Annotated in this window: 24 protein-coding genes; 1 reads left to right on the forward strand and 23 read right to left on the reverse strand. The window is 66.5% G+C overall.

What is annotated here, in order from left to right; translation table 11 throughout:
* Nucleotide 1 precedes the first annotated feature (1 nt).
* Entirely contained in the window at nt 2-1,852 is a 1,851-nt protein-coding gene (gene glmS, locus C5E06_RS13640) for a glutamine--fructose-6-phosphate transaminase (isomerizing) (protein WP_104242626.1), read from the reverse strand.
* A gap of 60 nt (nt 1,853-1,912) precedes the next feature.
* On the opposite strand from glmS, the gene coaA reads away from it, so the two are divergent.
* Entirely contained in the window at nt 1,913-2,863 is a 951-nt protein-coding gene (gene coaA / locus C5E06_RS13645) for a type I pantothenate kinase (protein WP_104242628.1), read from the forward strand.
* A gap of 159 nt (nt 2,864-3,022) precedes the next feature.
* Here coaA and C5E06_RS13650 read toward each other — a convergent pair whose 3' ends face one another.
* From C5E06_RS13650 to secY, 22 genes are all read right to left on the reverse strand, one after another.
* Nucleotides 3,023-4,162 (reverse strand): mannitol-1-phosphate 5-dehydrogenase, encoded by a 1,140-nt coding sequence (locus C5E06_RS13650; protein WP_104307170.1) that lies wholly within the window; start codon nt 4,160-4,162, stop codon nt 3,023-3,025.
* Entirely contained in the window at nt 4,159-4,596 is a 438-nt protein-coding gene (locus C5E06_RS19375) for a PTS sugar transporter subunit IIA (protein ID WP_181057937.1), read from the reverse strand. Before C5E06_RS19375 ends, C5E06_RS13650 begins: the two co-directional genes overlap by 4 nt.
* Before the next feature lie 75 nt (nt 4,597-4,671).
* Nucleotides 4,672-6,219, reverse strand: coding sequence for a PTS mannitol transporter subunit IICB (locus tag C5E06_RS13655; protein WP_181062982.1), 1,548 nt, complete (start codon nt 6,217-6,219; stop codon nt 4,672-4,674).
* 106 nt (nt 6,220-6,325) lie between these two features.
* Complete coding sequence (locus C5E06_RS13660; RefSeq protein WP_104242633.1) at nt 6,326-6,583, reverse strand: HPr family phosphocarrier protein; 258 nt, start codon at nt 6,581-6,583, stop codon at nt 6,326-6,328.
* 293 nt (nt 6,584-6,876) lie between these two features.
* Nucleotides 6,877-8,241 carry a phosphoglucosamine mutase gene (gene glmM, locus C5E06_RS13665; protein WP_104242635.1) on the reverse strand — a complete coding sequence of 455 codons (1,365 nt, stop codon included), beginning with the start codon at nt 8,239-8,241 and terminating at the stop codon, nt 6,877-6,879.
* Between the two features lie 15 nt (nt 8,242-8,256).
* Nucleotides 8,257-8,742 (reverse strand): 30S ribosomal protein S9, encoded by a 486-nt coding sequence (gene rpsI / locus C5E06_RS13670; protein ID WP_104242637.1) that lies wholly within the window; start codon nt 8,740-8,742, stop codon nt 8,257-8,259.
* Between the two features lie 26 nt (nt 8,743-8,768).
* The gene (gene rplM / locus C5E06_RS13675) at nt 8,769-9,212 is read right to left on the reverse strand and encodes a 50S ribosomal protein L13 (RefSeq protein WP_104242639.1); all 444 of its coding nucleotides are present in this window, start codon (nt 9,210-9,212) and stop codon (nt 8,769-8,771) included.
* 193 nt (nt 9,213-9,405) lie between these two features.
* Nucleotides 9,406-9,735, reverse strand: a complete 330-nt coding sequence (locus tag C5E06_RS13680; RefSeq protein WP_104242641.1) for a hypothetical protein — start codon at nt 9,733-9,735, stop codon at nt 9,406-9,408.
* 35 nt (nt 9,736-9,770) lie between these two features.
* The gene (locus C5E06_RS13685) at nt 9,771-10,694 is read right to left on the reverse strand and encodes a tRNA pseudouridine(38-40) synthase TruA (RefSeq protein WP_104307172.1); all 924 of its coding nucleotides are present in this window, start codon (nt 10,692-10,694) and stop codon (nt 9,771-9,773) included.
* Nucleotides 10,695-10,792: 98 nt separating this feature from the next.
* A complete protein-coding gene (rplQ, locus tag C5E06_RS13690; protein ID WP_104307174.1) occupies nt 10,793-11,356 on the reverse strand; it encodes a 50S ribosomal protein L17 in 564 nt (187 codons plus the stop codon).
* A 45-nt stretch (nt 11,357-11,401) separates the two neighbouring features.
* Complete coding sequence (locus C5E06_RS13695; protein ID WP_104242647.1) at nt 11,402-12,397, reverse strand: DNA-directed RNA polymerase subunit alpha; 996 nt, start codon at nt 12,395-12,397, stop codon at nt 11,402-11,404.
* A gap of 149 nt (nt 12,398-12,546) precedes the next feature.
* Nucleotides 12,547-12,945 (reverse strand): 30S ribosomal protein S11, encoded by a 399-nt coding sequence (gene rpsK / locus C5E06_RS13700; protein WP_068479244.1) that lies wholly within the window; start codon nt 12,943-12,945, stop codon nt 12,547-12,549.
* Nucleotides 12,946-12,987: 42 nt separating this feature from the next.
* Nucleotides 12,988-13,362 carry a 30S ribosomal protein S13 gene (gene rpsM / locus C5E06_RS13705; protein WP_068479246.1) on the reverse strand — a complete coding sequence of 125 codons (375 nt, stop codon included), beginning with the start codon at nt 13,360-13,362 and terminating at the stop codon, nt 12,988-12,990.
* Nucleotides 13,363-13,553: 191 nt separating this feature from the next.
* The gene (rpmJ, locus tag C5E06_RS13710) at nt 13,554-13,667 is read right to left on the reverse strand and encodes a 50S ribosomal protein L36 (protein WP_008361054.1); all 114 of its coding nucleotides are present in this window, start codon (nt 13,665-13,667) and stop codon (nt 13,554-13,556) included.
* A gap of 69 nt (nt 13,668-13,736) precedes the next feature.
* Nucleotides 13,737-13,958: a translation initiation factor IF-1 gene (gene infA / locus C5E06_RS13715; RefSeq protein WP_066056559.1), complete on the reverse strand. Its 222-nt coding sequence runs from the start codon at nt 13,956-13,958 to the stop codon at nt 13,737-13,739.
* Nucleotides 13,959-14,108: 150 nt separating this feature from the next.
* Nucleotides 14,109-14,948 carry a type I methionyl aminopeptidase gene (map, locus tag C5E06_RS13720; protein WP_104307176.1) on the reverse strand — a complete coding sequence of 280 codons (840 nt, stop codon included), beginning with the start codon at nt 14,946-14,948 and terminating at the stop codon, nt 14,109-14,111.
* 44 nt (nt 14,949-14,992) lie between these two features.
* Nucleotides 14,993-15,895 (reverse strand): hypothetical protein, encoded by a 903-nt coding sequence (locus C5E06_RS13725; RefSeq protein WP_146081388.1) that lies wholly within the window; start codon nt 15,893-15,895, stop codon nt 14,993-14,995.
* Nucleotides 15,896-15,961: 66 nt separating this feature from the next.
* On the reverse strand, nt 15,962-16,879 hold the full coding sequence (locus C5E06_RS13730) for a hypothetical protein (RefSeq protein ID WP_146081389.1): 918 nt from the start codon (nt 16,877-16,879) through the stop codon (nt 15,962-15,964).
* Between the two features lie 138 nt (nt 16,880-17,017).
* Entirely contained in the window at nt 17,018-18,169 is a 1,152-nt protein-coding gene (locus C5E06_RS13735; protein WP_258067618.1) for a CaiB/BaiF CoA-transferase family protein, read from the reverse strand.
* A gap of 8 nt (nt 18,170-18,177) precedes the next feature.
* Nucleotides 18,178-19,350, reverse strand: coding sequence for an acyl-CoA dehydrogenase family protein (locus C5E06_RS13740; protein WP_104307182.1), 1,173 nt, complete (start codon nt 19,348-19,350; stop codon nt 18,178-18,180).
* A 210-nt stretch (nt 19,351-19,560) separates the two neighbouring features.
* On the reverse strand, nt 19,561-20,184 hold the full coding sequence (locus C5E06_RS13745; RefSeq protein ID WP_104242657.1) for an adenylate kinase: 624 nt from the start codon (nt 20,182-20,184) through the stop codon (nt 19,561-19,563).
* Nucleotides 20,181-21,539 (reverse strand): preprotein translocase subunit SecY, encoded by a 1,359-nt coding sequence (gene secY, locus C5E06_RS13750; RefSeq protein WP_104307184.1) that lies wholly within the window; start codon nt 21,537-21,539, stop codon nt 20,181-20,183. Before secY ends, C5E06_RS13745 begins: the two co-directional genes overlap by 4 nt.
* Between the last annotated feature and the right edge of the window lie 42 nt (nt 21,540-21,581).

Genomic DNA, 21,581 nt, shown 5'->3' on the forward strand with positions numbered 1-21,581 from the left:
GCTACTCGACGGTGACGGACTTCGCCAGGTTGCGAGGCTGATCCACGTCGAGCCCCTTCGCCGTGGCGAGCTCGATCGCGAAGATCTGGAGCGGCACGACCGCGAGCAGCGGCTCGAAGAAGGGCTCCGTCGGCGGAACCGCGATGACCTCGTCCGCATACGGCAGCACGGCCGCGTCGCCGACCTCGCAGATCGCGAGCACACGGGCGCCGCGCGCGCGGATCTCCTGGATGTTCGACACGATCTTCGGGTGCAGCGTGTCGTCGTGGCGAGGGCTCGGCACGATCACGAACACCGGCTGGCCGGGCTCGATGAGCGCGATCGGGCCGTGCTTGAGCTCGCCGGCGGCGAAGCCCTCCGCATGGATGTACGCGATCTCCTTGAGCTTGAGCGCACCCTCGAGCGCGATCGGGTAGCCCACGTTGCGACCCAGGTACAGCACAGAGCGGGTGTCCGCCATCCAGTTCGCGAGCTCGTGGATGCGCTCCCGGACGCCGAGGACCGTGCGGACCTTCTCCGGGATCGTCTGGAACTCGGTCAGGAGCTCCTCGCGCCGCTCAGCCGCCATGGTGCCGCGCATCGTCGCCGTGTAGATGCCAAGCAGGTAGAGGGCCGTGATCTGGGCGAGGAACGCCTTCGTCGACGCGACAGCGACCTCCGGCCCGGCGTGCGTGTAGACGACCGCATCGGACTCGCGCGGGATGGTCGCTCCCTGCGTGTTGCAGATGGAGAGGGTCTTCGCGCCGCGAGACATCGCGTAGCGGACCGCCATGAGCGTGTCCATCGTCTCGCCGGACTGGCTCATCGACACGATCAGCGTGCGGGAGTCGAGCACCGGATCGCGGTAGCGGAACTCGTGCGCGAGCTCGACCTGGACGGGCACGCGTGCCCACTTCTCCATGGCGTACGCACCGACCTGGGCCGAGTAGGCGGCAGTGCCGCACGCGACGATGATGATGCGGTGGATGTCGTTGAAGAAGTCCTCCCCGAGCGCGTCGAGGTCGGGAAGGTGCACGCGACCCTCGACGATCCGGCCGCGAAGCGTGTTCGCCACGGCCTCGGGATCCTCGTCGATCTCCTTGGCCATGAAGCTCGGCCAGCCGCCCTTCTCGGCAGCTGACGCGTCCCACGAGACCTCGAAGGCCTCTGCGGTAGCGGGCTCTCCGTCGAACGTCGTGATGGTCACGGAGTCAGGGCGCACGAGCACGATCTGCTCCTGGCCGACGGCCAGCGCGCGGGGCGTGTACTCGACGAACGCGGCCACGTCCGAGCCGAGGAAGTTCTCTCCGTCGCCGAGACCGATGACAAGCGGCGAGTTCAGACGCGCACCGACGATCAGGCCCGGTTCATCGGCGTGCACTGCGAGGAGCGTGAAGGCTCCATCGAGACGGCGGACCACTGCGCGGAACGCCTGCTCGAGGCTCCCCACCTCGCGGTAGACGTGGCCGATCATGACGGCCGCGACCTCGGTGTCGGTCTCCGACTCGAAGGTGTAGCCGAGCTCCACGAGCTCGGTCTTCAGCTCAGCGAAGTTCTCGATGATGCCGTTGTGGATGACGGCGAGCTTGCCGTCATCTGCGAGGTGCGGATGCGCATTCGCGTCCGTCGGACCGCCATGCGTCGCCCACCTGGTGTGGCCGATGCCCGTGTGACCGTCCGGCAGCGCGTTGCGCTCCAGGTCTTCGCGCAGCACCTTCAGCTTGCCCGCACGCTTGCGGGTCTCGATCCGTCCCTCGTCGTCGATGACCGCGACACCTGCGGAGTCGTACCCCCGGTACTCGAGTCTTGCGAGGCCGCCCATCAGGATGTCAAGGCTCTCTCGTGGACCAACGTAACCAACAATTCCGCACATACGGGCCATCTTAGGGGCACCGCTCTTGCGGGGTCGGACACCGCACTAGACTCGCCTTCTATGTCCGCAACTGGTCAGATTCCGCGCAGCGGAGGAGACTCGCCCTTCGTCGAGATCCTCCGCCAGGACTGGGCCGACCTCGCACCGTCGACGCCGATGGCGCTCGACGAATCGGACCTCATCAGGCTGCGCGGCCTCGGCGACCACCTCGACCTCGACGAGGTGCGCGACGTGTACGTGCCGCTCTCCCGCCTCATCAACCTGTACGTCTCGAACGCTCGCTCGCTGCACCGTGCGACGAGCGGCTTCCTCGGCGAGCGCAGCGCCTCCACCCCCTTCGTCATCGGCGTCGCCGGCTCGGTCGCCGTCGGCAAGTCGACCGTGTCGAGGCTGCTTCGCGAGCTCCTCCGACGCTGGGAGGACACACCCCGGGTCGAGCTCGTCACCACGGACGGCTTCCTCTACCCGAACGCCGAGCTCGAGCGACGCGGGCTCATGGAGCGCAAGGGCTTCCCCGAGTCGTACGACCAGCGTGCACTCCTGCGATTCATCACGAAGGTCAAGAGCGGCGCGGCGGAGGCTCGAGCGCCGTTCTACTCGCACCTGAGCTACGACATCGTGCCGGATGCTGAGATCGTCGTCAACCGCCCGGACGTCCTCATCGTCGAGGGCCTCAACGTGCTCCAGCCGCCCCGCGCTCACTCGCTGGCGGTGAGCGACATGTTCGATTTCTCCATCTACGTCGACGCCCGATCAGAGGACATCGCGCGCTGGTACGAGCAGCGCTTCCTGTCGCTGCAGCGCGGAGCGTTCACCAACCCGCGCTCGTACTTCCGTCGCTTCGCCGATCTGAGCACGGACGAGGCCATCGAGCACGCCCGCAGCATCTGGTCGCGCATCAACGGCCCGAACCTGCGCGAGAACGTCATGCCGACTCGGTCACGGGCTCAGCTCGTGCTGCGGAAGTCGAGCGACCACACGGTCCGCAGCGTCCTGCTCCGCAAGGTCTGAGCGGCCGGGGGCCCGTGCACCCCTCCCCCGCCACAGCTGGCGCCGCGCCGTGCTCTCAGCTGCCACCCGTCAGTCCCGGCAATGCCGAGAAAACCTGAAGAAGCCTCTCCCGGGTGAACCCGGGAGAGGCTTCGTCACGACAGGCGAGCTGTCAGAGCATCACGCTGCCACGCGTTCGGCCTGCGCCTGCGCGACCTCGGCGACGACCGCCGCGAAGAGCGCGCCGCCCTCGAGGCCGGTGACCTCCCGCGTGAACGTCTCCGCGTCGAGCGTCGAGAGCTTCTGCTGCAGCTCGACGCTCTCCTGATCGGCCGGGAAGTCGAAGCGGAGGGCCGCACCGATCGCTCGCACGAGCGCGTCGTACGGGAGTCCCGCGGCCTCGGCCTCCGAAGCGGGCCGCACGAAGCGCTCCTTCGCGGAGAGCTTGCGCAACGGCTGACGGCCCACGCGCGCGGGCTGGTCCGGCAGGTCGCGGTTGGCGAAGCGCGAGAGCGTCGTGGCGACGTACTCGGCGTGGTCCTCTTCCGAGAACCCAAACTGCGACACGAGCACGCGACTCGTCTCACCGAGCACGGCCTCGACCTCGGACGCGACCGCCGAGATGGCGAGCGCGTCCTGCATGTTCGTCGCGCCCGCCACGAAGCCGTGGTACGCGATCGTCGCGTGGCCCGTGTTCACCGTGAAGAGCTTGCGCTCGATGAACGGCTTCAGGTCGTCCACGAAGTGGGCATCCGGGATGCTCGGCTCGGCACCGTTGAACGGTGTCCGGTCGATCGTCCACTCGAAGAAGTCCTCGACGGTGACGTCGACGCCCTCGACCGCCTGCTCTGGGACGATACGGTCGACTGCCGTGTTGGCGAAGACCGCCCGGGCGTCGAGCTCCTCGGCACCCTCGAGGACAAGCCCCTTGAGCGTGTCGGAGGCACCGATCGCGTTCTCGCAGGCCATGACAGCCAGCTTCGGCGCGTCAGCTGCGCGGGCCGCGAGGCCCTTGCGGATGACGGGCGCGATGAAGCGGAGCACGTTCGGACCGACAGCGCAGGTGACGACGTCGGCAGTGGCGATCTCCTGCACGACCTCGTCCTCGTGTGTCGCCGAGTTGATCGCCCTGAAGCGATCGACGACGTGGCTCTTGGCTGCCGGCCCGACCTCGTGCACCGTGTAGGTGTCGACGGCCTGGAGCGCGCCGATGAGGTCGGCGTTGACGTCGGCGTAGACGAGGTCGTACCCGGCTTCATGCAGGACGAGCCCGATGAAGCCGCGACCGATGTTGCCCGCGCCGATGTGGACTGCCTTCATTCCTCGTTCACGTCCCCGAGGAGCTGTGCCAGCTCTTCCGGCGTCTCCGCCTTGAGGAGAGCCTCGACGTTGTCCTCGTCGCTGAACACGATCGCGACGCTCGAGAGGATCTCGAGGTGGCCCCCGTCCTTGCCTGCGATGCCGATGACAAAGCGGGTCTCGTTTCCGCCCCAGTCGATGGGCTCGTCATACCGGACGACGGAGAGCGCGGAGCCGAGGATCGTGTCCTTGGCCTCGTTCGTGCCGTGCGGAATGGCGAGGTAGTTGCCCATGAACGTCGAGACGCTCTGCTCGCGGTCGTGCATCGCCTGGATGTAGTCCTGCGTCACGGCGCCAGCCGCGACGAGCAGCTCGCCCGCTTCCGTGATGGCTTCTTCTCGCGTGCGCGCGGTTCCGCCGAGGCGGATGCTGTCGAGGCTCAGTACTTCTGCCATTTTCTGCGTTCCTTCCGATAGGAGGCCCCGAGCTGGATGATCCAGCTCGGGGCCTGGGTCAGTCGAAGGTGCGACTCACTGGTTGGAGAGCCGTTCCACGACCTCGTCATACCTGGGGCTGTTCATGAAGTTTTCCACGGACACGTGGATGGCGTCTGGAGACTTCTGCTTCGCGCGGTCGGTGAGGTCCTGGTGCGTGACGATCAGGTCGGGGGTCGCGTCGAGGTTCGCGATCGAGACGTTCTTCACGTTGACCCCCTCGATTCCTGCCTTCTTGATCTTGTTGCGCAGGACGGACGCGCCCATCGCGCTCGACCCCATACCGGCATCGCAGGCGAAGACGACGTTGGTGATGACCCTCGTGTCCACGGAGCTGCCAGCGGCCTGCGAGGAGAGACCCGAAAGTGCGTCGGACTTCTTCCCCTTGTTGGCCTCGGTCTTGGCGACAGCATCGGCGAAGCCGTTGCCACCCGCGGCCTCTGCGGCGAGATCCTTCTTGCGTGAGCTGAGCAGGATCGCCGCGGCGATCGCGAACGTGACTGCCGCCGAGAACAGGACCGACAGGATGACACCGAGGTGGCTGCCCTGGGCGGTCATGATCATGATCGCGAAGATCGAGCCGGGAGATGCCGGAGCGACGAGGCCCGAGTCGAAGATGACGTTGGTGAGCACACCCGTCGCGCCACCACCGATGACGGCGAGGATCAGAGCGGGCTTGGCGAGCACGTACGGGAAGTAGATCTCGTGGATGCCGCCGAGGAACTGGATGACGACTGCGCCGGGCGCGCTCGCGCGAGCGACGCCGACGCCGAAGAAGCAGAACGCGAGGAGCAGACCGAGGCCGGGGCCCGGGTTCGCCTCGAGGAGGAACAGGATGCTCTTCCCGGCTTCCTCCGACTGCGCGACACCGAGAGGCGTGAGCACTCCCTGGTTGATCGCGTTGTTGAGGAAGAGGATCTTCGCGGGCTCGATGAGGATGCTCGCGAGGGGCAGGAGCCCTGCGTTGACCAGCGCGTCGACGCCCTCACCGAGACGTTCCGTGAGCCACGTGATGACCGGGGCGATCGCGAAGAACCCGCCGAGGGCGAGCAGCATCGCGAGGATGCCGGCCGAGAAGTTGTTGACGAGCATCTCGAAGCCGGCACGGATCTTGCCGTCCCAGATGCTGTCGACCTTCTTCATGATCCACGCTGCAAGCGGACCCATGATCATGGCGCCGATGAACATCGGGATGCCCGCGCCCACGATGACGCCCATGGTCGCGATGGCACCGACGACGCCACCACGCGTGTCGTAGACCATCTTGCCGCCCTGGTAGGCGATGAGGAGAGGCAGGAGGTACGTGATCATCGGGCTCACGAGCCCCATGAACGGCGTTCCATCCGGGGTCTCGTCGGTGATGGTCGCGGGGTCGATCGCCCAGCCACCGAGGGTGCCCCAGAGCTGGCCGTTGGCGGGGAACAGCTCGTTCAGCCAGCCGGTCTCGATGAAGAGGCTGGTGATGAGGCCCCAGGCGATGAACGCCGGGATATTCGGCATGACCATGCCGGAGAGGAACGCACCGAACTTCTGGACGCCGACGCGGGCACCCTTGCGTTCAGTCGTTGTGGCTTCTGCAGTCATTATTGCTCCAAGCAATCCCCATGCGCGGGGATAGGAGGGGTGGGGTCAGTGCGACCGTTCCCGGATTTCAAGAATTGGCCGAACGGCCATGAGCGCGCGCGGCGGCTCAAGCGTCGTGGTTGGTCTCCAGGAGAGTCACGAGCTGGTCGGCGACAGCTTCGTCGCCGTCGACGGAGAGGGTGATCTCGTCACCCTTGGACACGCCAAGCGAGAGCACGCCGAGGATGCTGGCCGCGTTGACGCTCTTGTCGCCCTTGGCGATCGTCACCGGGACGCCGGCTTCGGTGGCAGCCTGCACGAAGATCGCGGCTGGACGTGCGTGAAGTCCGTGCTCCGAGGCGACGGTGATCTTGCGTTCGATCATGGAGAGCTCCTTAGGTGTGGCGGGATTTCCGCGTGTTGAGCTTATCTACGCGAGAAGCCCCAGATGCGAGATTGTCACCAAAACTTTGCCTCGGCGCTTGTTTCTTTCTCACACTCGGGTGGTAACCCTGACCGAGAGGCTCTCTGAGGTTCGCCGCTTCGAAGCTGGCAGGGCAAGAGGTGTCCCGCAGAACGAGAAAGAGGTCCCGCTCCACCAGATGACGGTGGGGCGGGACCTCGTTCTGAGACTCGGTCCGAGTGGCACGAGATCAGAGACCTCGCGGAGCGCTGACCTTAGAGGGCCAACCGCTCGCGGACGACTGCGGCGAGGGCCTCCGCGTGACGCTGTGCGGTCTCCTGCTCCCCCGCCTCGATCATGACGCGAACGAGCGGCTCCGTTCCGGATGGCCGCAGCAGGACACGTCCGGTCTCACCGAGTTCGAGGGCGACCTGGGCGACGGCAGCCTGGAGCGGCTCGTCGCTCGCGCAATCCTCCTTGCGCACGCCGGGCACATTGATGAGCACCTGCGGGTAGACGCGCATGACGGATGCGAGCTCGGCGAGCGTCTTGCCGGTTCGCCGCATCTCGGCCGCGATGTGCAGACCGGTGAGGATGCCGTCTCCCGTCGTGGCGTAGTCGGTGAGGATGACGTGTCCGGACTGCTCCCCGCCGAGGGCGAGCCCCCGCTCGTTGAGCTCCTCGAGGACGTAGCGGTCACCGACCTTGGTCTCGATCATGCGGATGCCGGCTTCGCGCATCGCGATCTTGAGGCCGAGGTTCGACATGACGGTGGCGACGAGGGTGTCCTCGCGCAGCGCGCCGCGCCGACGCATGGAGACGGCCAGGATGGCCATGATCTGATCGCCGTCGACGACCTTGCCGTCGGCGTCGATGGCAAGACACCTGTCTGCGTCTCCGTCGTGGGCGATGCCCAGGTCCGCCCCGAGCTCCGTGACCGTGCGAGCGAGTTCGCCGAGGTGCGTCGATCCGACACCCTCATTGATGTTGAGTCCGTTCGGCGCGTTGCCGATGACCGTGACTTGAGCGCCTGCGTCGGTGAAGACCTCGGGCGAGACGCCGGCAGCAGCACCATGCGCGCAGTCGAGGACCACGTGGAGTCCACGCAGCGGCGAGGTGCCGTCTTCGCGGAGCGGCAGGCTGCGGAGCAGGTGAAGGGCATAACGGTCTTCGGCATCGGCGAAACGCTCGATGCTCCCGACCCCAGCTCCCGTCGGGGTCAGCTTCTCCCCGCCGAGGAGCGCCTCGATCTGGTTCTCGAGGTCGTCGGCGAGCTTGCGACCGCCGCGAGCGAAGAACTTGATGCCGTTGTCGGGCGCAGGATTGTGGGACGCCGAGATCATGACGCCGAAGTCGGCCCCGATCTCGGCGGTGAGAAACGCCGCGGCCGGCGTCGGGATGACTCCCGCGTCGAGCACGTCGACACCAGAGGAGGCGAGTCCCGCCGCCACGGCAGCAGAGATGAACTCACCTGAAACCCGCGGATCGCGGGCTAAAACAGCACGAGGCCGCCGCCCGTGCTCGCGAGCTGATGTCGCGAGCACGATGGCAGCGGCCTGGGCGAGGCTGAGGGCGAGCTCGACCGTGAGGTGGTCGTTCGCAAGCCCACGAACCCCGTCCGTTCCGAAAAGCCTAGGCATTCGAAATGTCTGGACTTAGCGCTTCGAGTACTGAGGCGCCTTACGGGCCTTCTTGAGTCCAGCCTTCTTGCGCTCCTTGACGCGAGCGTCGCGTGACAGGAAGCCAGCCTTCTTGAGCTCGGGGCGGTTGTTCTCGCGGTCGATCTCGTTGAGAGCGCGTGCGATGCCGAGGCGGAGCGCACCGGCCTGACCGGAAGGTCCGCCACCCGAGATGCGTGCGATGACGTCGTATGCGCCGCCCAGGCTCAGGATCGTGAACGGGTCGTTGATCAGCTGCTGGTGCAGCTTGTTCGGGAAGTAGTCGGCGATGTCACGGTCGTTGACCGTGATGGTGCCGGTTCCCGGGATGAGGCGCACGCGGGCGATTGCCTGCTTGCGACGGCCGACGGCTGCACCGGGAACGGTGAGCGCCGGACGAGGAGCCTGGACGGCCGCCTCTGCCTCGGGGGTTTCGGTCGAGTAGCTCTGCGGCTGCTCGATGGACTCTGCGATGGTTGCCACTGTGTTCTCTTTCCTAGCTCGGGCCGCTACTGGGCAACCTGGTCGAAGACGTACGGCTTCGGCTGCTGGGCTGCGTGCGGGTGCTCTGCACCTGCGTAGACCTTGAGCTTCTTGAGCTGGTTGCGTCCGAGCGTGTTCTTGGGGAGCATGCCGCGGATCGCCTTCTCGACGGCGCGCGTCGGGTGCTTCTCGAGCATCTCCGTGTAGGAGGTCGCCGTCAGTCCACCCGGGTAGCCCGAGTGGCGGTAGGCGAGCTTCTTCTGGAGCTTGGAGCCCGTCAGAGCGACCTTCTCTGCGTTGATGACGACGACGAAGTCGCCCATGTCAACGTGCTGAGCGTAGGTTGCCTTGTGCTTGCCGCGGAGCAGAGCTGCCGCGTGGGTTGCGAGCCGGCCGAGAACGACATCAGTCGCGTCGATGACCACCCAGTCATGGGTGATGTCACCGCCCTTTGGTGTGTACGTGCGCATGGATGTGCACCTTTCGTCGAAATGAGGAGGTCGTGAATCCCACTCGGTCGTGATGGTTGCGGTTGAGCCTCCGGGAAGGGTTCTCCCGGGGAGGCCTCACCACGAACGTCACCGTCGAGGGCTCAACTTCGAAGCCGACACCGGAGTGCAGACAACTTGAGTAGCTTACGTCAGTGGTCGCCTGGGCGCAATCTCAAACCGACGGAGCGGCGAGGCGTCGCGCGCGAACCGTCCTGAACCGGGCGGCCGCACCGAAGACGCCGACCATGAGCATTGTCCCAACTCCCCCAGCGATGAGCGACGCGGAGAAGAAGAAGGAGCCGAGGAAGACGTCGGGGTCGGTTGGGTCCAGTGCCGGCATCAGGATGCTGAGCAGCGCGTACGCCAGAACGAGGACTGCAACCCCGAGAGCCGACCAAGCCGCAGGCACGATGGCTCGGGGCCACAGCCTGCCGACCACGCTCAGCACGGCGAAGACGGCGACAGGCAGGGCCAGCGCCGCGTAGCTGATGAGGTCGACCATGACCCCAGTCTGGACCCTCGGAGGATTCCTGGGAATCAGTCGGGAGATGTAGATCGGTCAGCGATGCCCGCAGGCGAGGTGAGTGGCTCCACCAGACGGAGGGCGGGCCGCTGCGCCCGCGTCACGGCCTGGCGCTCACGGAGATGAGCGTCCGCCGGGTAGCCCACTCCCGTGAGCGTGAGCCCCTTCGCCGCCAGGACGGGGAAGGCGCTGCTTCGCTCCGTCGCCTGGAGCAGCGAAGGCACGTCCGAGAGCCGGATGCGCCCGGCACCGACCTCAGCGCACATGCCGACGAGGGACCTGACCATGGAGTGGCAGAAGGCATCCGCTTCGAGCTTCGCGACGACGACGCCCTGCTCGTCGCGGACCCAGTCGAAGCGCTGCAGGGTCCGGATCGTCGTCGAGTTCGGGCGCGGTCGGCAGAAGCCGGCGAAGTCGTGGAGGCCGATGAGCTTGTCTGCGGCCACCTGCATGAGGCCCGCGTCGAGCTCTCGCGGGACGACGGCCGTGCGGTGCCGCTCGATGGGGTTCGGAGGCGTTCGGCGATCTGCGATGCGGAACTCGTAGCTCCGGGAGATCGCCGAGAACCGAGCGTCGAACCCCTCCGGCGCAGGCGCCACCGCCGCGAGGACGACGTCGGTGTCTCGACCGAGGACCCCGTTCACCCGACGGAGCAGGATGTCGGACACCTCGTCGCTGGACCGACGTCGGACGTTCTCGACCCCGAGGGCGTCGAGGTCGAGGTGCGCGACCTGCGCCGTCGCGTGGACTCCAGCGTCGGTTCGGCCCGCGACCGTGAGCAGCGGACCATCGGGAAGCTCTCGTGCGACGAGCCTGATGGCGTCCTCGAGGGCGCCCTGCACCGTTCGCAGTTCCGGCTGCGCCGCCCACCCGCTGAACGCGGACCCGTCGTAGGCGATGTCCAAACGGAACCGTGTGCTTCCTCGTCCGTGCCCCATGCGCCCATCCTCCCTCAACCGAACCGGTTTATCGACGACACGACGAAGCCCCCGAGCAATCTCGATGATTGCTCGGGGGCCTCGACGATCAGCTTCGACTACTTGGCGTCGTCGGCCTTCGCGTCAGCGTCCGACTCAGCGGCGTCTGCAGCCTCGGAAGGCTGCGTTCCGCCGTCGGCCGTGGGCTCGGAAGCCTCCGTGTCGCCTGCGGCTGCGTCGACCTCGTCGGTCGCGGGCTCGTCGACCTCAGGCTCGGCAGGTGCAGCGGCCGGAGCCGTCTTCACTGCGGAGGCCTTCGGCGTGACGGGCTCGAGGACGAGCTCGATGACTGCCATGGGGGCGTTGTCGCCCTTGCGGTAGCCGGTCTTGATGATGCGGGTGTACCCGCCTTCGCGACCTTCCATCTGCGGTGCGATCTCCGTGAAGAGCTCGTGCACGACGGTCTTGTCGGTGACAATCTGCAGCACGCGACGGCGAGCGTGGATGTCTCCGCGCTTCGCGAAGGTGATCAGGCGCTCAGCGAGCGGACGGAGGCGCTTGGCCTTCGTCTCGGTCGTCTGGATGCGCTTGTGCGTGTACAGCTGCGCCGCGAGCGTAGCGAGCATGAGGCGCTCGTGTGCGGGGCCGCCTCCGAGGCGAGGACCCTTGTTGGGCTTAGGCATTCGTCATTCTCTTTCGTGTGAAGTCGGTCTGGCGGGCAGGTCTGTTTAGACGTACTCGCCGGTGTCGTCGCCGGCACCGTAGAAGTGAGCACCCTCGAACCCGGGAACCGAGTCCTTGAGCGAGAGGCCGAGCTCGGTGAGCTTGTCGCGCACCTCGTCGACCGACTTCTGACCGAAGTTGCGGATGTTCATGAGCTGCGTCTCGCTGAGAGCGACGAGCTCGGAAACCGTGTTGATGCCCTCGCGCTTGAGGCAGTTGTACGAGCGCACGGAGAGGTCGAGATCTTCGATCGGCATCGAGAGCTCGTTGGTGAGGACGGCGTCGACCGGCGCTGGGCCGATCTCGATGCCCTCTGCCTGCTCGTTCAGCTCGCGAGCGAGGCTGAAGAGCTCGACGAGCGTGCGACCGGCAGATGCGATCGCGTCGCGCGGCGAGATGGCCGGCTTCGTCTCCACGTCGACGACGAGGTTGTCGAAGTCGGTGCGCTCACCGGCACGGGTCGCGTCGACGCGGTAGGTGACCTTGAGGACCGGCGAGTAGATCGAGTCGATCGGGACCTGACCGGCCTCGGAGAACTCGTTGCGGTTCTGGGTCGCCGAGACGTAGCCGCGGCCGCGCTCGATCGTCAGCTCGAGCTCGAACTTGGCGTCGTCGTTGAGCGTCGCGATGACGAGCTCCGGGTTGTGCACCTCGACACCGGCAGGTGCTGAGATGTCAGCCGCCGTCACTTCGCCCGCCCCGGTCTTGCGGAGGTAGGCCGTGATCGGCTCATCGTGCTCGCTGGAGACGACCAGCTGCTTGATGTTGAGGATGATCTCGGTGACGTCTTCCTTCACACCAGGGATGGTGGTGAACTTGTGGAGGACACCGTCGAGACGGATGCTCGTGACTGCTGCTCCGGGGATGGAGGACAGCAGGGTGCGACGCAGTGAGTTGCCGAGGGTGTAGCCGAAGCCGGGCTCGAGTGGTCCGATCGTGAACTTCGAGCGGTTCTCGGAGAGGCTTTCCTCGGTGAGCGTTGGACGCTGTGCGATAAGCACTATGGGTTCCTTTCGGCAAAGTGTCCGCTATATGACACTTGGCGATTCAGCCGACGCACGTCGTCGACCGGGTGTGGAGTTCGAGCGGGGACGCCGAACATCCGCCACGAGGCCCTCCCTCGCGGGAGAGCCTCGCGGCGGACGGGAGGCTAGACGCGGCGACGCTTCGGAGGGCGGCAGCCGTTGTGTGCCTGAGGGGTGACGTCGTTGATCGAGCCGACCTCGAGGCCTGCGGCCTGAAGCGAGCGGATCGCGGTCTCGCGACCGGAGCCCGGTCCCTTGACGAAGACGTCGACCTTCTTCATGCCGTGCTCCTGCGCCTGGCGAGCTGCGGCCTCGGCTGCGAGCTGCGCGGCGAAGGGCGTCGACTTGCGCGAGCCCTTGAAGCCGACTCCACCGGAGGAAGCCCAGCTGATGACAGCGCCGGACGGGTCGGTGATCGACACGATCGTGTTGTTGAAGGTCGACTTGATGTGAGCCTGGCCCACTGCGACGTTCTTCTTGTCCTTCTTGCGCGGCTTACGAGCGGCGCTCTTTGGGGTAGCCATTTTTCTCTCCTACGAAATCTGCGGGCGCTGTCGCGGCGGCGACTAGCGTGCCTTCTTCTTGCCGGCGACCGTGCGCTTCGGGCCCTTGCGGGTACGAGCGTTCGTCTTCGTGCGCTGACCGCGCACGGGAAGGCCGCGGCGGTGGCGGAGACCCTCGTAGCTGCCGATCTCGACCTTGCGGCGGATGTCAGCTGCGACCTCACGGCGGAGGTCACCTTCTACCTTGAAGTTGCCTTCGATGTAGTCGCGGAGCTGAACCAGCTGCTCGTCGTCGAGGTTCTTGACGCGGATGTTGCCGTCGATGCCGGTGTCCTCGAGTGCCTTGAGGGCGCTCGTGCGGCCGACGCCGTAGATGTAGGTGAGTGCGATCTCAACGCGCTTTTCGCGTGGGAGATCGACGCCTGCGAGACGTGCCATGGGATTTCTCCTGTGGGTTGAGGTGTGATGCACCGGATGGGCCCCGGCCTCGGTCCGAAGGTGTCCCCGCCTGGGCTGAGCCCGGCGGTTCTTACTGGTGCTGTTTCGTATTCAGTTGTGACGTCGGGCGCGTGTGCACCCATGGGACGTCTCGCGCGCCTGAACTGGCCGGCGAGGTGAGTCCCGAGCGATTAGCCCTGGCGCTGCTTGTGGCGCGGGTTCTCGCAGATGACCATGACGCGACCGTGGCGGCGGATAACCTTGCACTTGTCGCAGATCTTCTTGACGCTGGGGTTGACCTTCATTGAAGTTCCTTCTGTGATCGCTGGCCTCGTGCTGGGCAGACGTCTGCCCAGCCGTTCCTTACAGCGTGCCTACTTGTAGCGGTAGACGATGCGGCCGCGGGTCAAGTCGTACGGGCTCAACTCCACGATCACGCGGTCCTCGGGAAGGATGCGGATGTAGTGCTGACGCATCTTGCCCGAGATGTGAGCAAGAACCTTGTGTCCGTTCGAGAGTTCTACGCGGAACATTGCGTTTGGCAATGCCTCGACAACCGAACCCTCGATCTCGATGACGCCGTCTTTCTTGGCCATAGCCTCACTGTCGTTTGCTATTGAATGCACGCTGGTCGTGCGGATGGACGGTGACGACGCGCGCGAAAACGCAACGCAAAAGACACCAAGCGTCAACTCTAGGTGGTCTCCCCGTGGAGTGCAAGTGCGGGGATGCACCGCCGATGGAGGTCAGGCTCCTGCGCCGGCCGGCAGGGTGGGGACGACTCCGAACGGCTCGAGACCCGCTGCTCCCCCGTCATGGGCGGTGGAGACCCAGATGCCGTCGGCGTGCACCAGGATCGTGTGCTCCCAATGGGCCCCGAGCGAGCCGTCTGCTGAGCGAACGGTCCAGTCGTCGTCATCGATGACGACGTCAGGGCCCCCGAGCGTGATCATGGGCTCGATGCAGATGGCCAGGCCAGGCTTGACCACCGGCCCGCGCCCGAAGACGCGGATGTTGTGCACGGTCGGTTCCTCGTGCATGCTGCGGCCGATGCCGTGCCCCGCGAAGTCCTCGAGGATGCCGTAGTCACCGGACTGTTCGATGGACTCCTCGACGGCAGCTCCGACCTCGGCGAGGTGCCGAGCGGTCGCCAGCTTCGCGATGCCCGCCCAGAGCGAGCGCTCGCAGGCCTCGCTGAGACGCGACCCGTCAGCCACCGCGTTCGTGTCCGCCGCTTCGCCGGGGACGACGAACGTTCGGGCCGAGTCGCCGTTCCAGCCCTCGAACATGGCCCCGGCGTCGATGGAGACGAGCTGGCCCGCCGTGAGCGGCTTGTCGTCCGGGATACCGTGGACAACCGCGTCGTCGACGGAGGCGCAGATCGTGTGTCGGTACCCCGGAACCAACGCGAAGTTCGGCACTGCGCCCCTCTCGCGGACGACACGCTCGGCGATGCCGTCGAGCTCCAGCGTCGTCACCCCCGGACGGATCGCCTCGGCGACGGCATCGAGGGCGAGGGCCGTGATCCGGCCGGCTGGCACCATCGCCGCGAGCTCGGCGGGTGTCTTGTAGATGCTCTTGCGCATCAGGAGAGTCTACGCGCCCGGCTCCTTCTCGCCGCCGAGGGCACTCACTCGAGGGCGCGACAGGCTCCCGAGAGGCTGAGCACGTAGACCCCATCAGTGTCGTAGTAGAGAATCGCGAAGCGCACGTTCGAGGCGGACTCGGACTCCCCGATGATCTCGCTCATCGTGCCCCGCACGACCAGCGGATGCTCAGCCCACAACGCGCGAACCGCCTCACCATCGAAGGCAGTCCCATCGGTCTGGAAGTACGAGGTCACGTTGACGGCGACGCCCGCTTCATCACCAGCACCGCAAGTGGTCGCCGTGACGAGCAGCGGCTCGGTACCCGCGGAGTCCCGCACGTACTCGGCCGTCGGGATCAACGCCATGGTGCTTTCCGCGAGCGCGAGAACTCCCTGCCGTTGCTCCGGCGTCACCCGCGTCAGCGCGTAGGCCGCGTCACCCTCCGCCGTGTCCGCGATCAATGCCCCGTCACCGCCATCCTCGTCGGCGCTGCCCGCATACTCCTCGTCGGCTCCTGACGGCCAGGTCGTCCCGAGCGCCGACAGTCGAGGTCCGAGAAGGGCCGCAGCAGAGGCCGTGATGAACAGGCACGCGACGAGCAGCGTCGCCATGGCAGAGACGCGCGCAACCGCGCGTGCGGTGACCAGCGTGCCGGACAGGAGCTGCGCATCCTGGCTCCGAAGCTTGACGGCAAGATGCTTCGCGAGGCTCGACAGCACAGCAGGGACAGCAGCGGCGGCAACGAGAACGCCGAGCGCACCGAGCATCGTGAGGAAGGACTGCGGTTCGGGAACGGGGAACCAACCGACCCACGATGGCAACCGCGCGACACCGAGCGGCTGCGGCATGGCCCCCGGTGAGAGGAGCACGAGCCAGATGGCGGCGAACAGCGGAATGCAGAGCGTCAACAGCGCGAGCACGATGACGGTCTTCGCAATCTGCACGTCCCCGGAGGAATGCCGACTGCGTGCATCCGTACGATCGTCGAGTTTCGGATTCATCGTTGCCCCTCAGTCGCTTGGCGAGCAGTGGCTGGTGACGGTGATGTTGAGCCAGCCTTGGGCGTCGCCCCGCATCCTGACCTGGTCGATCGCCTGTGCGGTAGAGCCGCCCGCGTAGTTCGTGCCCGTGGCCCGGTCGTATGTCAGTCCCCGCGCCTTCCAGAGCTCGATGATGTTCTGCTCGTCCGTGACGGTGTCGGGGCCGCTCACACTCAACTGCACCTCGTACGCGACTCCACGCGACGTTGTCTCGTCCGGGTAGTCGCCCGTCTCTCCGCCCGGCACGCAGGCGATCTCGACCGGTTCGGCATCCAGGGGCCCGACCATGAGGTTGGGGACGGGACTCTCCATGGTCGCCACGGTCGCGTCACGCAGGTCGAGGACGCCGGCCCGCAGCTGGTCGGCAGACAGCGAGGTCACGGCGCCGGGCTCATCCAACGGCTCCTCCCCTGGCCAGTAGGTCTGCGCTGGAGGTGCGGAGGGTTCTGCCTGAGGGACCTCCGTCTGCACCTCCACCTGAGCAACAATCGTGCGCCCCGCCTCAAGCGTCCAGAGCAACGTGAAGCCGAGATGGGTGGCGGCGATCACCGCGGCCACACTCACCATCGCCAGCGACACGGACCGTGTGCGACGCAGCGCCACCACCATGCACACCGCCGCCACGACAACTCCGGCCGGCCACAGCGCCAGGAGCAATCCGGGACGGACGTACCGGTCCATGAACGCTCCTGGCTCGGGCAGGGAAGGCCCTGGCTCCCACGGCACGAGCGCAAACGCATGCCACGGTGTGATGCCGACGAGAAGGGCGGCGACGAATGTCGCGATGGCGAGAAACTTGAGCCACCAGGCGGGACGTGGTGTGGTCCCCGGCACGTCTGCGGGTGGCGTGCTCGCCCGCACACTGTGCTCGACGGTCGACGGTCTCATAGGGCCTCCGTGTTCGTCCCGCACTCGATGATGTGCGGTCCTGTGACGCTAGCCCGACACCGGGATGCGGCCCCCCAACCAGCGACAACGCTTCTGCAACAGCGGCTCTGCGAGGGTCACGGTTGCGTAACCGGGAAGCTATCGCCAGTCGACGGACGCGCCCGCGGAGCCAAGATCTGGTGCCTGCTGTCCGTACACCGCCGGCGTCCGCGACAAGTGAATGGGGTTGGCCGTCAACCGCACCGATTCCCCAGCTCCTGCTCCCAGTTCCACGACAGGCTCAAGGCCAAGGCCCTCTGCGAACGCAAACGCCTCGGCGACGTCGTTCACGAGGCCGGCCGGCACGCGTGCACTCGTCAGGAGCTCGACCCATTCGCTGGCCGCGCGCTCCCCCAGCCTCGCCGCAATGAGCGCACGGAGGGCCTCGCGGTTGTGCACGCGGAGCTGGTTGGTGCTGAAGCGCGGGTCTCCAGCGAGGCCAGGAGCGCCGAGGACCCCGACAAGTGCTGCGAACTGCCGATCGTTGCCGACGGCGATCACGAGCGGACGGTCGCTCGCGTCGAACAGCTCGTACGGGGCGATGCTCGGATGCGCGTTGCCGAGCCGTGCGGGAGCCCGGCCCGTCGCCAGCGTGCTCGATGCCTGATTGGCGAGCGCCGACAGCAGGCTCGTCATCAGGTCCACCTCCACGCGCTGACCCGTCCCAGACCGCTCGCGCTCGCGCAGGGCGAGCAGAATGCCCGTGACCGCGTTCAGCCCCGTCAGCACGTCGACGAGCGCGACGCCGACCTTGCTCGGCTCACCGTCCACCGGGCCCGTGATGCTCATAAGTCCGCCGACGGCCTGCACGAGGAGGTCGTAACCTGGCAGCGCCGCTCCCCCGCCTCCGCCGAAACCGGTGATGGAGCAGAAGATCGCCGACGGGTTCTCGGCCCGCACCGAGTCGAAGTCGAGCCCGAAGCGCGCCATGACCCCGGGCCGGAAGTTCTCGACGACGATGTCCGCCTCCCGCGCGAGTCGGCGCGCGGCCGCAGCGTCCTCGTCGCGGGTGAGGTCGAGCACCAGGGATCGCTTGCCGCGATTCACGCCGGAGAAGTACGTCGACTGACCGCGCGCATCCACCGGTGGAGTCCACGCTCTCGTGTCGTCACCGCCCGGGGGTTCCACCTTGATGACGTCGGCGCCGAAGTCGGCGAGCATCATCGTCGCGTATGGTCCGGCGAGCACGCGGGAGAAATCCGCGACCCGCACGCCGCTCAGCACGCCGTCGCGTTCGCGATCCGAGAGCACCGGTGCCCCTACCGGAACGCCGGAATGCCGGTGAGCTTGCTGCCAAGCACCAGCGTGTGGATCTCGTCGGTCCCCTCGTAGGTGCGGACCGACTCCAGGTTGTTGGCGTGGCGGAGCGGCGAGTGGTCGAGGGTGATGCCGTTGCCGCCGAGGATCGTCCTCGCCTCGCGAGCGATCGCGATCGCCTCGCGGGTGTTGTTGAGCTTGCCAGCGGAGATATGGTGCGGCTGGATGCGGCCCGCGTCCTTCAGCCGCCCGAGCTGGAGGGCGAGCAGGAAGCCCTTGTTGATCTCGAGGGCCATGTCCACGAGCTTCTGCTGCGTGAGCTGGAAGCCTGCCAGCGGACGGTTGAACGGCTGCCGCTCTCCCGCGTACGCGAGCGCGTCCTCGAAGCTGTCCCTGGCAGCGCCCATGACCCCCCAGGCGATACCGTAGCGGGCCTCATTGAGGCACTCGAACGGCCCACGCAGCCCGCGGGCACCGGGCAGCATCGCAGCGGCGGGGACCCGGACCTCGTCGAGGACGACGTCGCATTGGACGGACGCGCGCATCGAGAGCTTCGGGCCGATGGGGGTCGCCGAGAAGCCGGCGGAAGCCGTCGGCACGATGAACCCCCTGATGCCATCGTCCGTCTGCGCCCAGATGATCGCGATGTGGGCGAGGGACGCCAGGCCGATCCAGCGTTTGGTGCCGCTGAGCACCCAGTCCGAGCCATCTCGACGCGCGAAGGTACCCATCGTCCCCGGATCGGATCCGGCAGCGGGCTCGGTCAGCCCGAAGCAGCCGATGACCTCGCCAGCCGCCATGCGCGGCAGCCACTCGACCTTCTGCTCCTCGCTCCCGTGCTTCCAGATGGCGCTCATGGCCAGAGAGCCCTGCACGGAGACGAAGGTACGAATACCGGAGTCTCCCGCCTCGAGCTCCGCCGCGGCGATGCCGTACTCGACGGCGCTGCGACCAGCGCACCCGTAGCCGCTCAAGTGCATGCCAAGCAGCCCCTCGCTCGCGAGCATCGGCACGAGGTCGATCGGGAAGACGGCGTCCTCGTACCAGGACGCGATGTGCGGCCTGACGTGCTCGTCGACGAGGAGTCGGACGCGGCTGCGCAGCGCCAGCTCCTCCTTGCTCAAGAGCACGTCGAAGTCGATGAGGTCATGGGGCTCAGCTGAGAGTGAGGACATCTGTGTCTCCGTTCCTGGACGACTGCGTCAACAGGGTTCTCCGGCTCTCCGAGCTGGAGGCGCCGACAGGGCAACGCTAGCCGACGAAGACAGCACAGAACCAGGTGCGAACGGCCCTGCGGTGTCTCCGCGGCGTGCATTCCGGCAAACGCAAGAGGACCCGAGCGGGAGAAATCCGCTCGGGTCCTTGCTTGTCTTGCCAGGTGAGTCCTATTTGCCGCTCAGGCGGTGCAGTGGATGACGCAGGCCCCGCTGCTCGAGAGCAGCGAAGATGCGGTTCCGGACTTCCTCGACGGTGCCGAAGCCGTTGACGCTCACGAGCGATCCGCGAGCGGAGTACGTCTCGAGAAGCGGCGCGGTCTCCTGCAGGTACACGTTCTGACGGTGCCTGATGGCCTCTTCCGTGTCGTCGGCGCGGCCCTGCTCGAGCGCGCGGCGGCGGAGGCGCTCCACGACGCTGTCGATCTCGACCTTGAGCTCGATGACGGCATCGATCGCCGTGCCCTGGTCAGCGAGGAGCTGCGTGAGGAACGCGACCTGCTCGAGTGTGCGCGGGTAGCCGTCGAGGAGGAAGCCGCCAGCGGCGTCGGCCTCCGTGAGGCGGTCGCGGACGAGCTCGTTCGTCAGCGAATCGGGAACCAGGTTGCCGCTCTCGATGATCTCGCGGACCTGGATGCCGAGGTTCGTGCCGTTCTTGATGTTGGCACGGAAGATGTCACCGGTCGAGATGGCTGGGATACCGAAGGCCTCGGCGATGCCGACGGCCTGCGTTCCCTTGCCGGCCCCGGGGGGACCAACGATGAGCAGGCGGAAGGTCTGGTCGTGATGTGTCATCGGAGAAGCCCCTCGTAGTTGCGTTGTTGGAGTTGAGCGTCGATCTGCTTCACCGTCTCGAGTCCGACGCCCACGACGATGAGGATCGATGCGCCGCCGAACGGGAAGTTGGCATTTGCATTGACCGTGGACAGCGCGATGAGCGGGATGAGCGCGAGCACGCCGAGGTAGAGCGAACCGGGGAAGGTGATTCGCGTGAGCACGAAGTTCAGGTACTCGGCGGTGGGGCGTCCGGCACGGACGCCGGGAACGAAGCCACCGTGCTTTCGCATGTTCTCGGCAACCTCCTCAGGGTTGAAGGCGATCGCGACGTAGAAGTACGTGAAGCCGATGATGAGGAGGAAGTAGACCGCCATGTAGAGCGGGTGGTCGCCCGTCGTGAAGTTGTTCATGACCCAGGTGACCCACTCTGGCGGGGTCTCCCCCGCGGCAGGCTGGTTGAACTGGGCGACGAGCGCGGGAAGGTACAGCAGCGACGAGGCGAAGATGACGGGGATAACGCCTGCCTGGTTCACCTTGATCGGGATGTACGTGCTGTTGCCGCCATACGTGCGGCGTCCGACCATGCGCTTCGCGTACTGGACGGGGATGCGACGCTGCGACTGCTCGACGAAGACGACGGCCATCATGATGAGCAGCCCGATCGCGATGACGATGACGAGCGTGGTCATTCCACCGGTACCGGCGGCGATGGCGCCGAAGGCGGACGGGAACGAGGCTGCGATCGACGTGAAGATCAGGAGCGACATGCCGTTGCCGACGCCGCGCTCGGTGATGAGCTCGGCCATCCACATGATGACCGCGGTGCCAGCTGTCATGGCTGCGACCATGAGCACGACGCGCACCATGTTGATGACGGCGTTCTCCGGGGTCGCGGCGGACTCGTTGAGCATGTCGAGGACGTTCTCGCAGGCAGGGTTGCCCGTGCCGAAGAGCGTTCCCGACTTCGCCACCGTCACGAGTGTCGTCGCCTGGAGGATCGCGAGGGCGATGGTCAGGTAGCGCGTGTACTGCGTGAGCTTCGACTGACCCGCCTGACCCTCCTTGTGGAGCGCCTCGAAGTGCGGGATGACCACACGCAGCAGCTGCGTGATGATCGAGGCCGTGATGTACGGCATGATGCCCAGCGCGAAGATCGACAACTGCAGCAGCGCGCCACCGGAGAACAGGTTGACCATGTCGTAGAGACCGGCCATCTGCGTTCCAGTGTCGAGACACTGCTGCACGTTGACGTAGTTCACAAATGGGCCAGGAACCGTGGTGCCGATCCGGTAGATGGCGACCATAGCGAGCGTGAAGAGGATCTTGCGACGAAGATCCGGTGTCTTGAACACTCGTGCGACGGCACTGAACACTACGTTCCTGCTTTCATTTCTCGTGAAAGAGACAAACGGGGG

Origin of the sequence: Pseudoclavibacter sp. RFBI5 (assembly GCF_002931395.1) — a bacterium.
Classification (GTDB): domain Bacteria; phylum Actinomycetota; class Actinomycetes; order Actinomycetales; family Microbacteriaceae; genus Pseudoclavibacter.

Coding starts and splice junctions, on each gene's coding strand:
- map (WP_104307176.1), bottom strand. CDS start 14,948: ATGCGCAAGAGCATCTACAAGACACCCGCCGAGCTCGCGGCGATGGTG.
- rpsK (WP_068479244.1), bottom strand. CDS start 12,945: ATGGCTACCCCAAAGAGCGCCGCTCGTAAGCCGCGCAAGAAGGACAAG.
- C5E06_RS13730 (WP_146081389.1), bottom strand. CDS start 16,879: ATGAGACCGTCGACCGTCGAGCACAGTGTGCGGGCGAGCACGCCACCC.
- glmS (WP_104242626.1), bottom strand. CDS start 1,852: ATGTGCGGAATTGTTGGTTACGTTGGTCCACGAGAGAGCCTTGACATC.
- C5E06_RS13680 (WP_104242641.1), bottom strand. CDS start 9,735: ATGGTCGACCTCATCAGCTACGCGGCGCTGGCCCTGCCTGTCGCCGTC.
- rplQ (WP_104307174.1), bottom strand. CDS start 11,356: ATGCCTAAGCCCAACAAGGGTCCTCGCCTCGGAGGCGGCCCCGCACAC.
- rplM (WP_104242639.1), bottom strand. CDS start 9,212: ATGCGCACGTACACACCAAAGGGCGGTGACATCACCCATGACTGGGTG.
- C5E06_RS13745 (WP_104242657.1), bottom strand. CDS start 20,184: ATGACACATCACGACCAGACCTTCCGCCTGCTCATCGTTGGTCCCCCC.
- C5E06_RS13685 (WP_104307172.1), bottom strand. CDS start 10,694: ATGGGGCACGGACGAGGAAGCACACGGTTCCGTTTGGACATCGCCTAC.
- coaA (WP_104242628.1), top strand. CDS start 1,913: ATGTCCGCAACTGGTCAGATTCCGCGCAGCGGAGGAGACTCGCCCTTC.
- C5E06_RS19375 (WP_181057937.1), bottom strand. CDS start 4,596: ATGGCAGAAGTACTGAGCCTCGACAGCATCCGCCTCGGCGGAACCGCG.
- rpsM (WP_068479246.1), bottom strand. CDS start 13,362: ATGGCACGTCTCGCAGGCGTCGATCTCCCACGCGAAAAGCGCGTTGAG.
- C5E06_RS13740 (WP_104307182.1), bottom strand. CDS start 19,350: ATGTCCTCACTCTCAGCTGAGCCCCATGACCTCATCGACTTCGACGTG.
- rpmJ (WP_008361054.1), bottom strand. CDS start 13,667: ATGAAGGTCAACCCCAGCGTCAAGAAGATCTGCGACAAGTGCAAGGTT.
- C5E06_RS13650 (WP_104307170.1), bottom strand. CDS start 4,162: ATGAAGGCAGTCCACATCGGCGCGGGCAACATCGGTCGCGGCTTCATC.
- glmM (WP_104242635.1), bottom strand. CDS start 8,241: ATGCCTAGGCTTTTCGGAACGGACGGGGTTCGTGGGCTTGCGAACGAC.
- infA (WP_066056559.1), bottom strand. CDS start 13,958: ATGGCCAAGAAAGACGGCGTCATCGAGATCGAGGGTTCGGTTGTCGAG.
- C5E06_RS13660 (WP_104242633.1), bottom strand. CDS start 6,583: ATGATCGAACGCAAGATCACCGTCGCCTCGGAGCACGGACTTCACGCA.
- C5E06_RS13655 (WP_181062982.1), bottom strand. CDS start 6,219: ATGACTGCAGAAGCCACAACGACTGAACGCAAGGGTGCCCGCGTCGGC.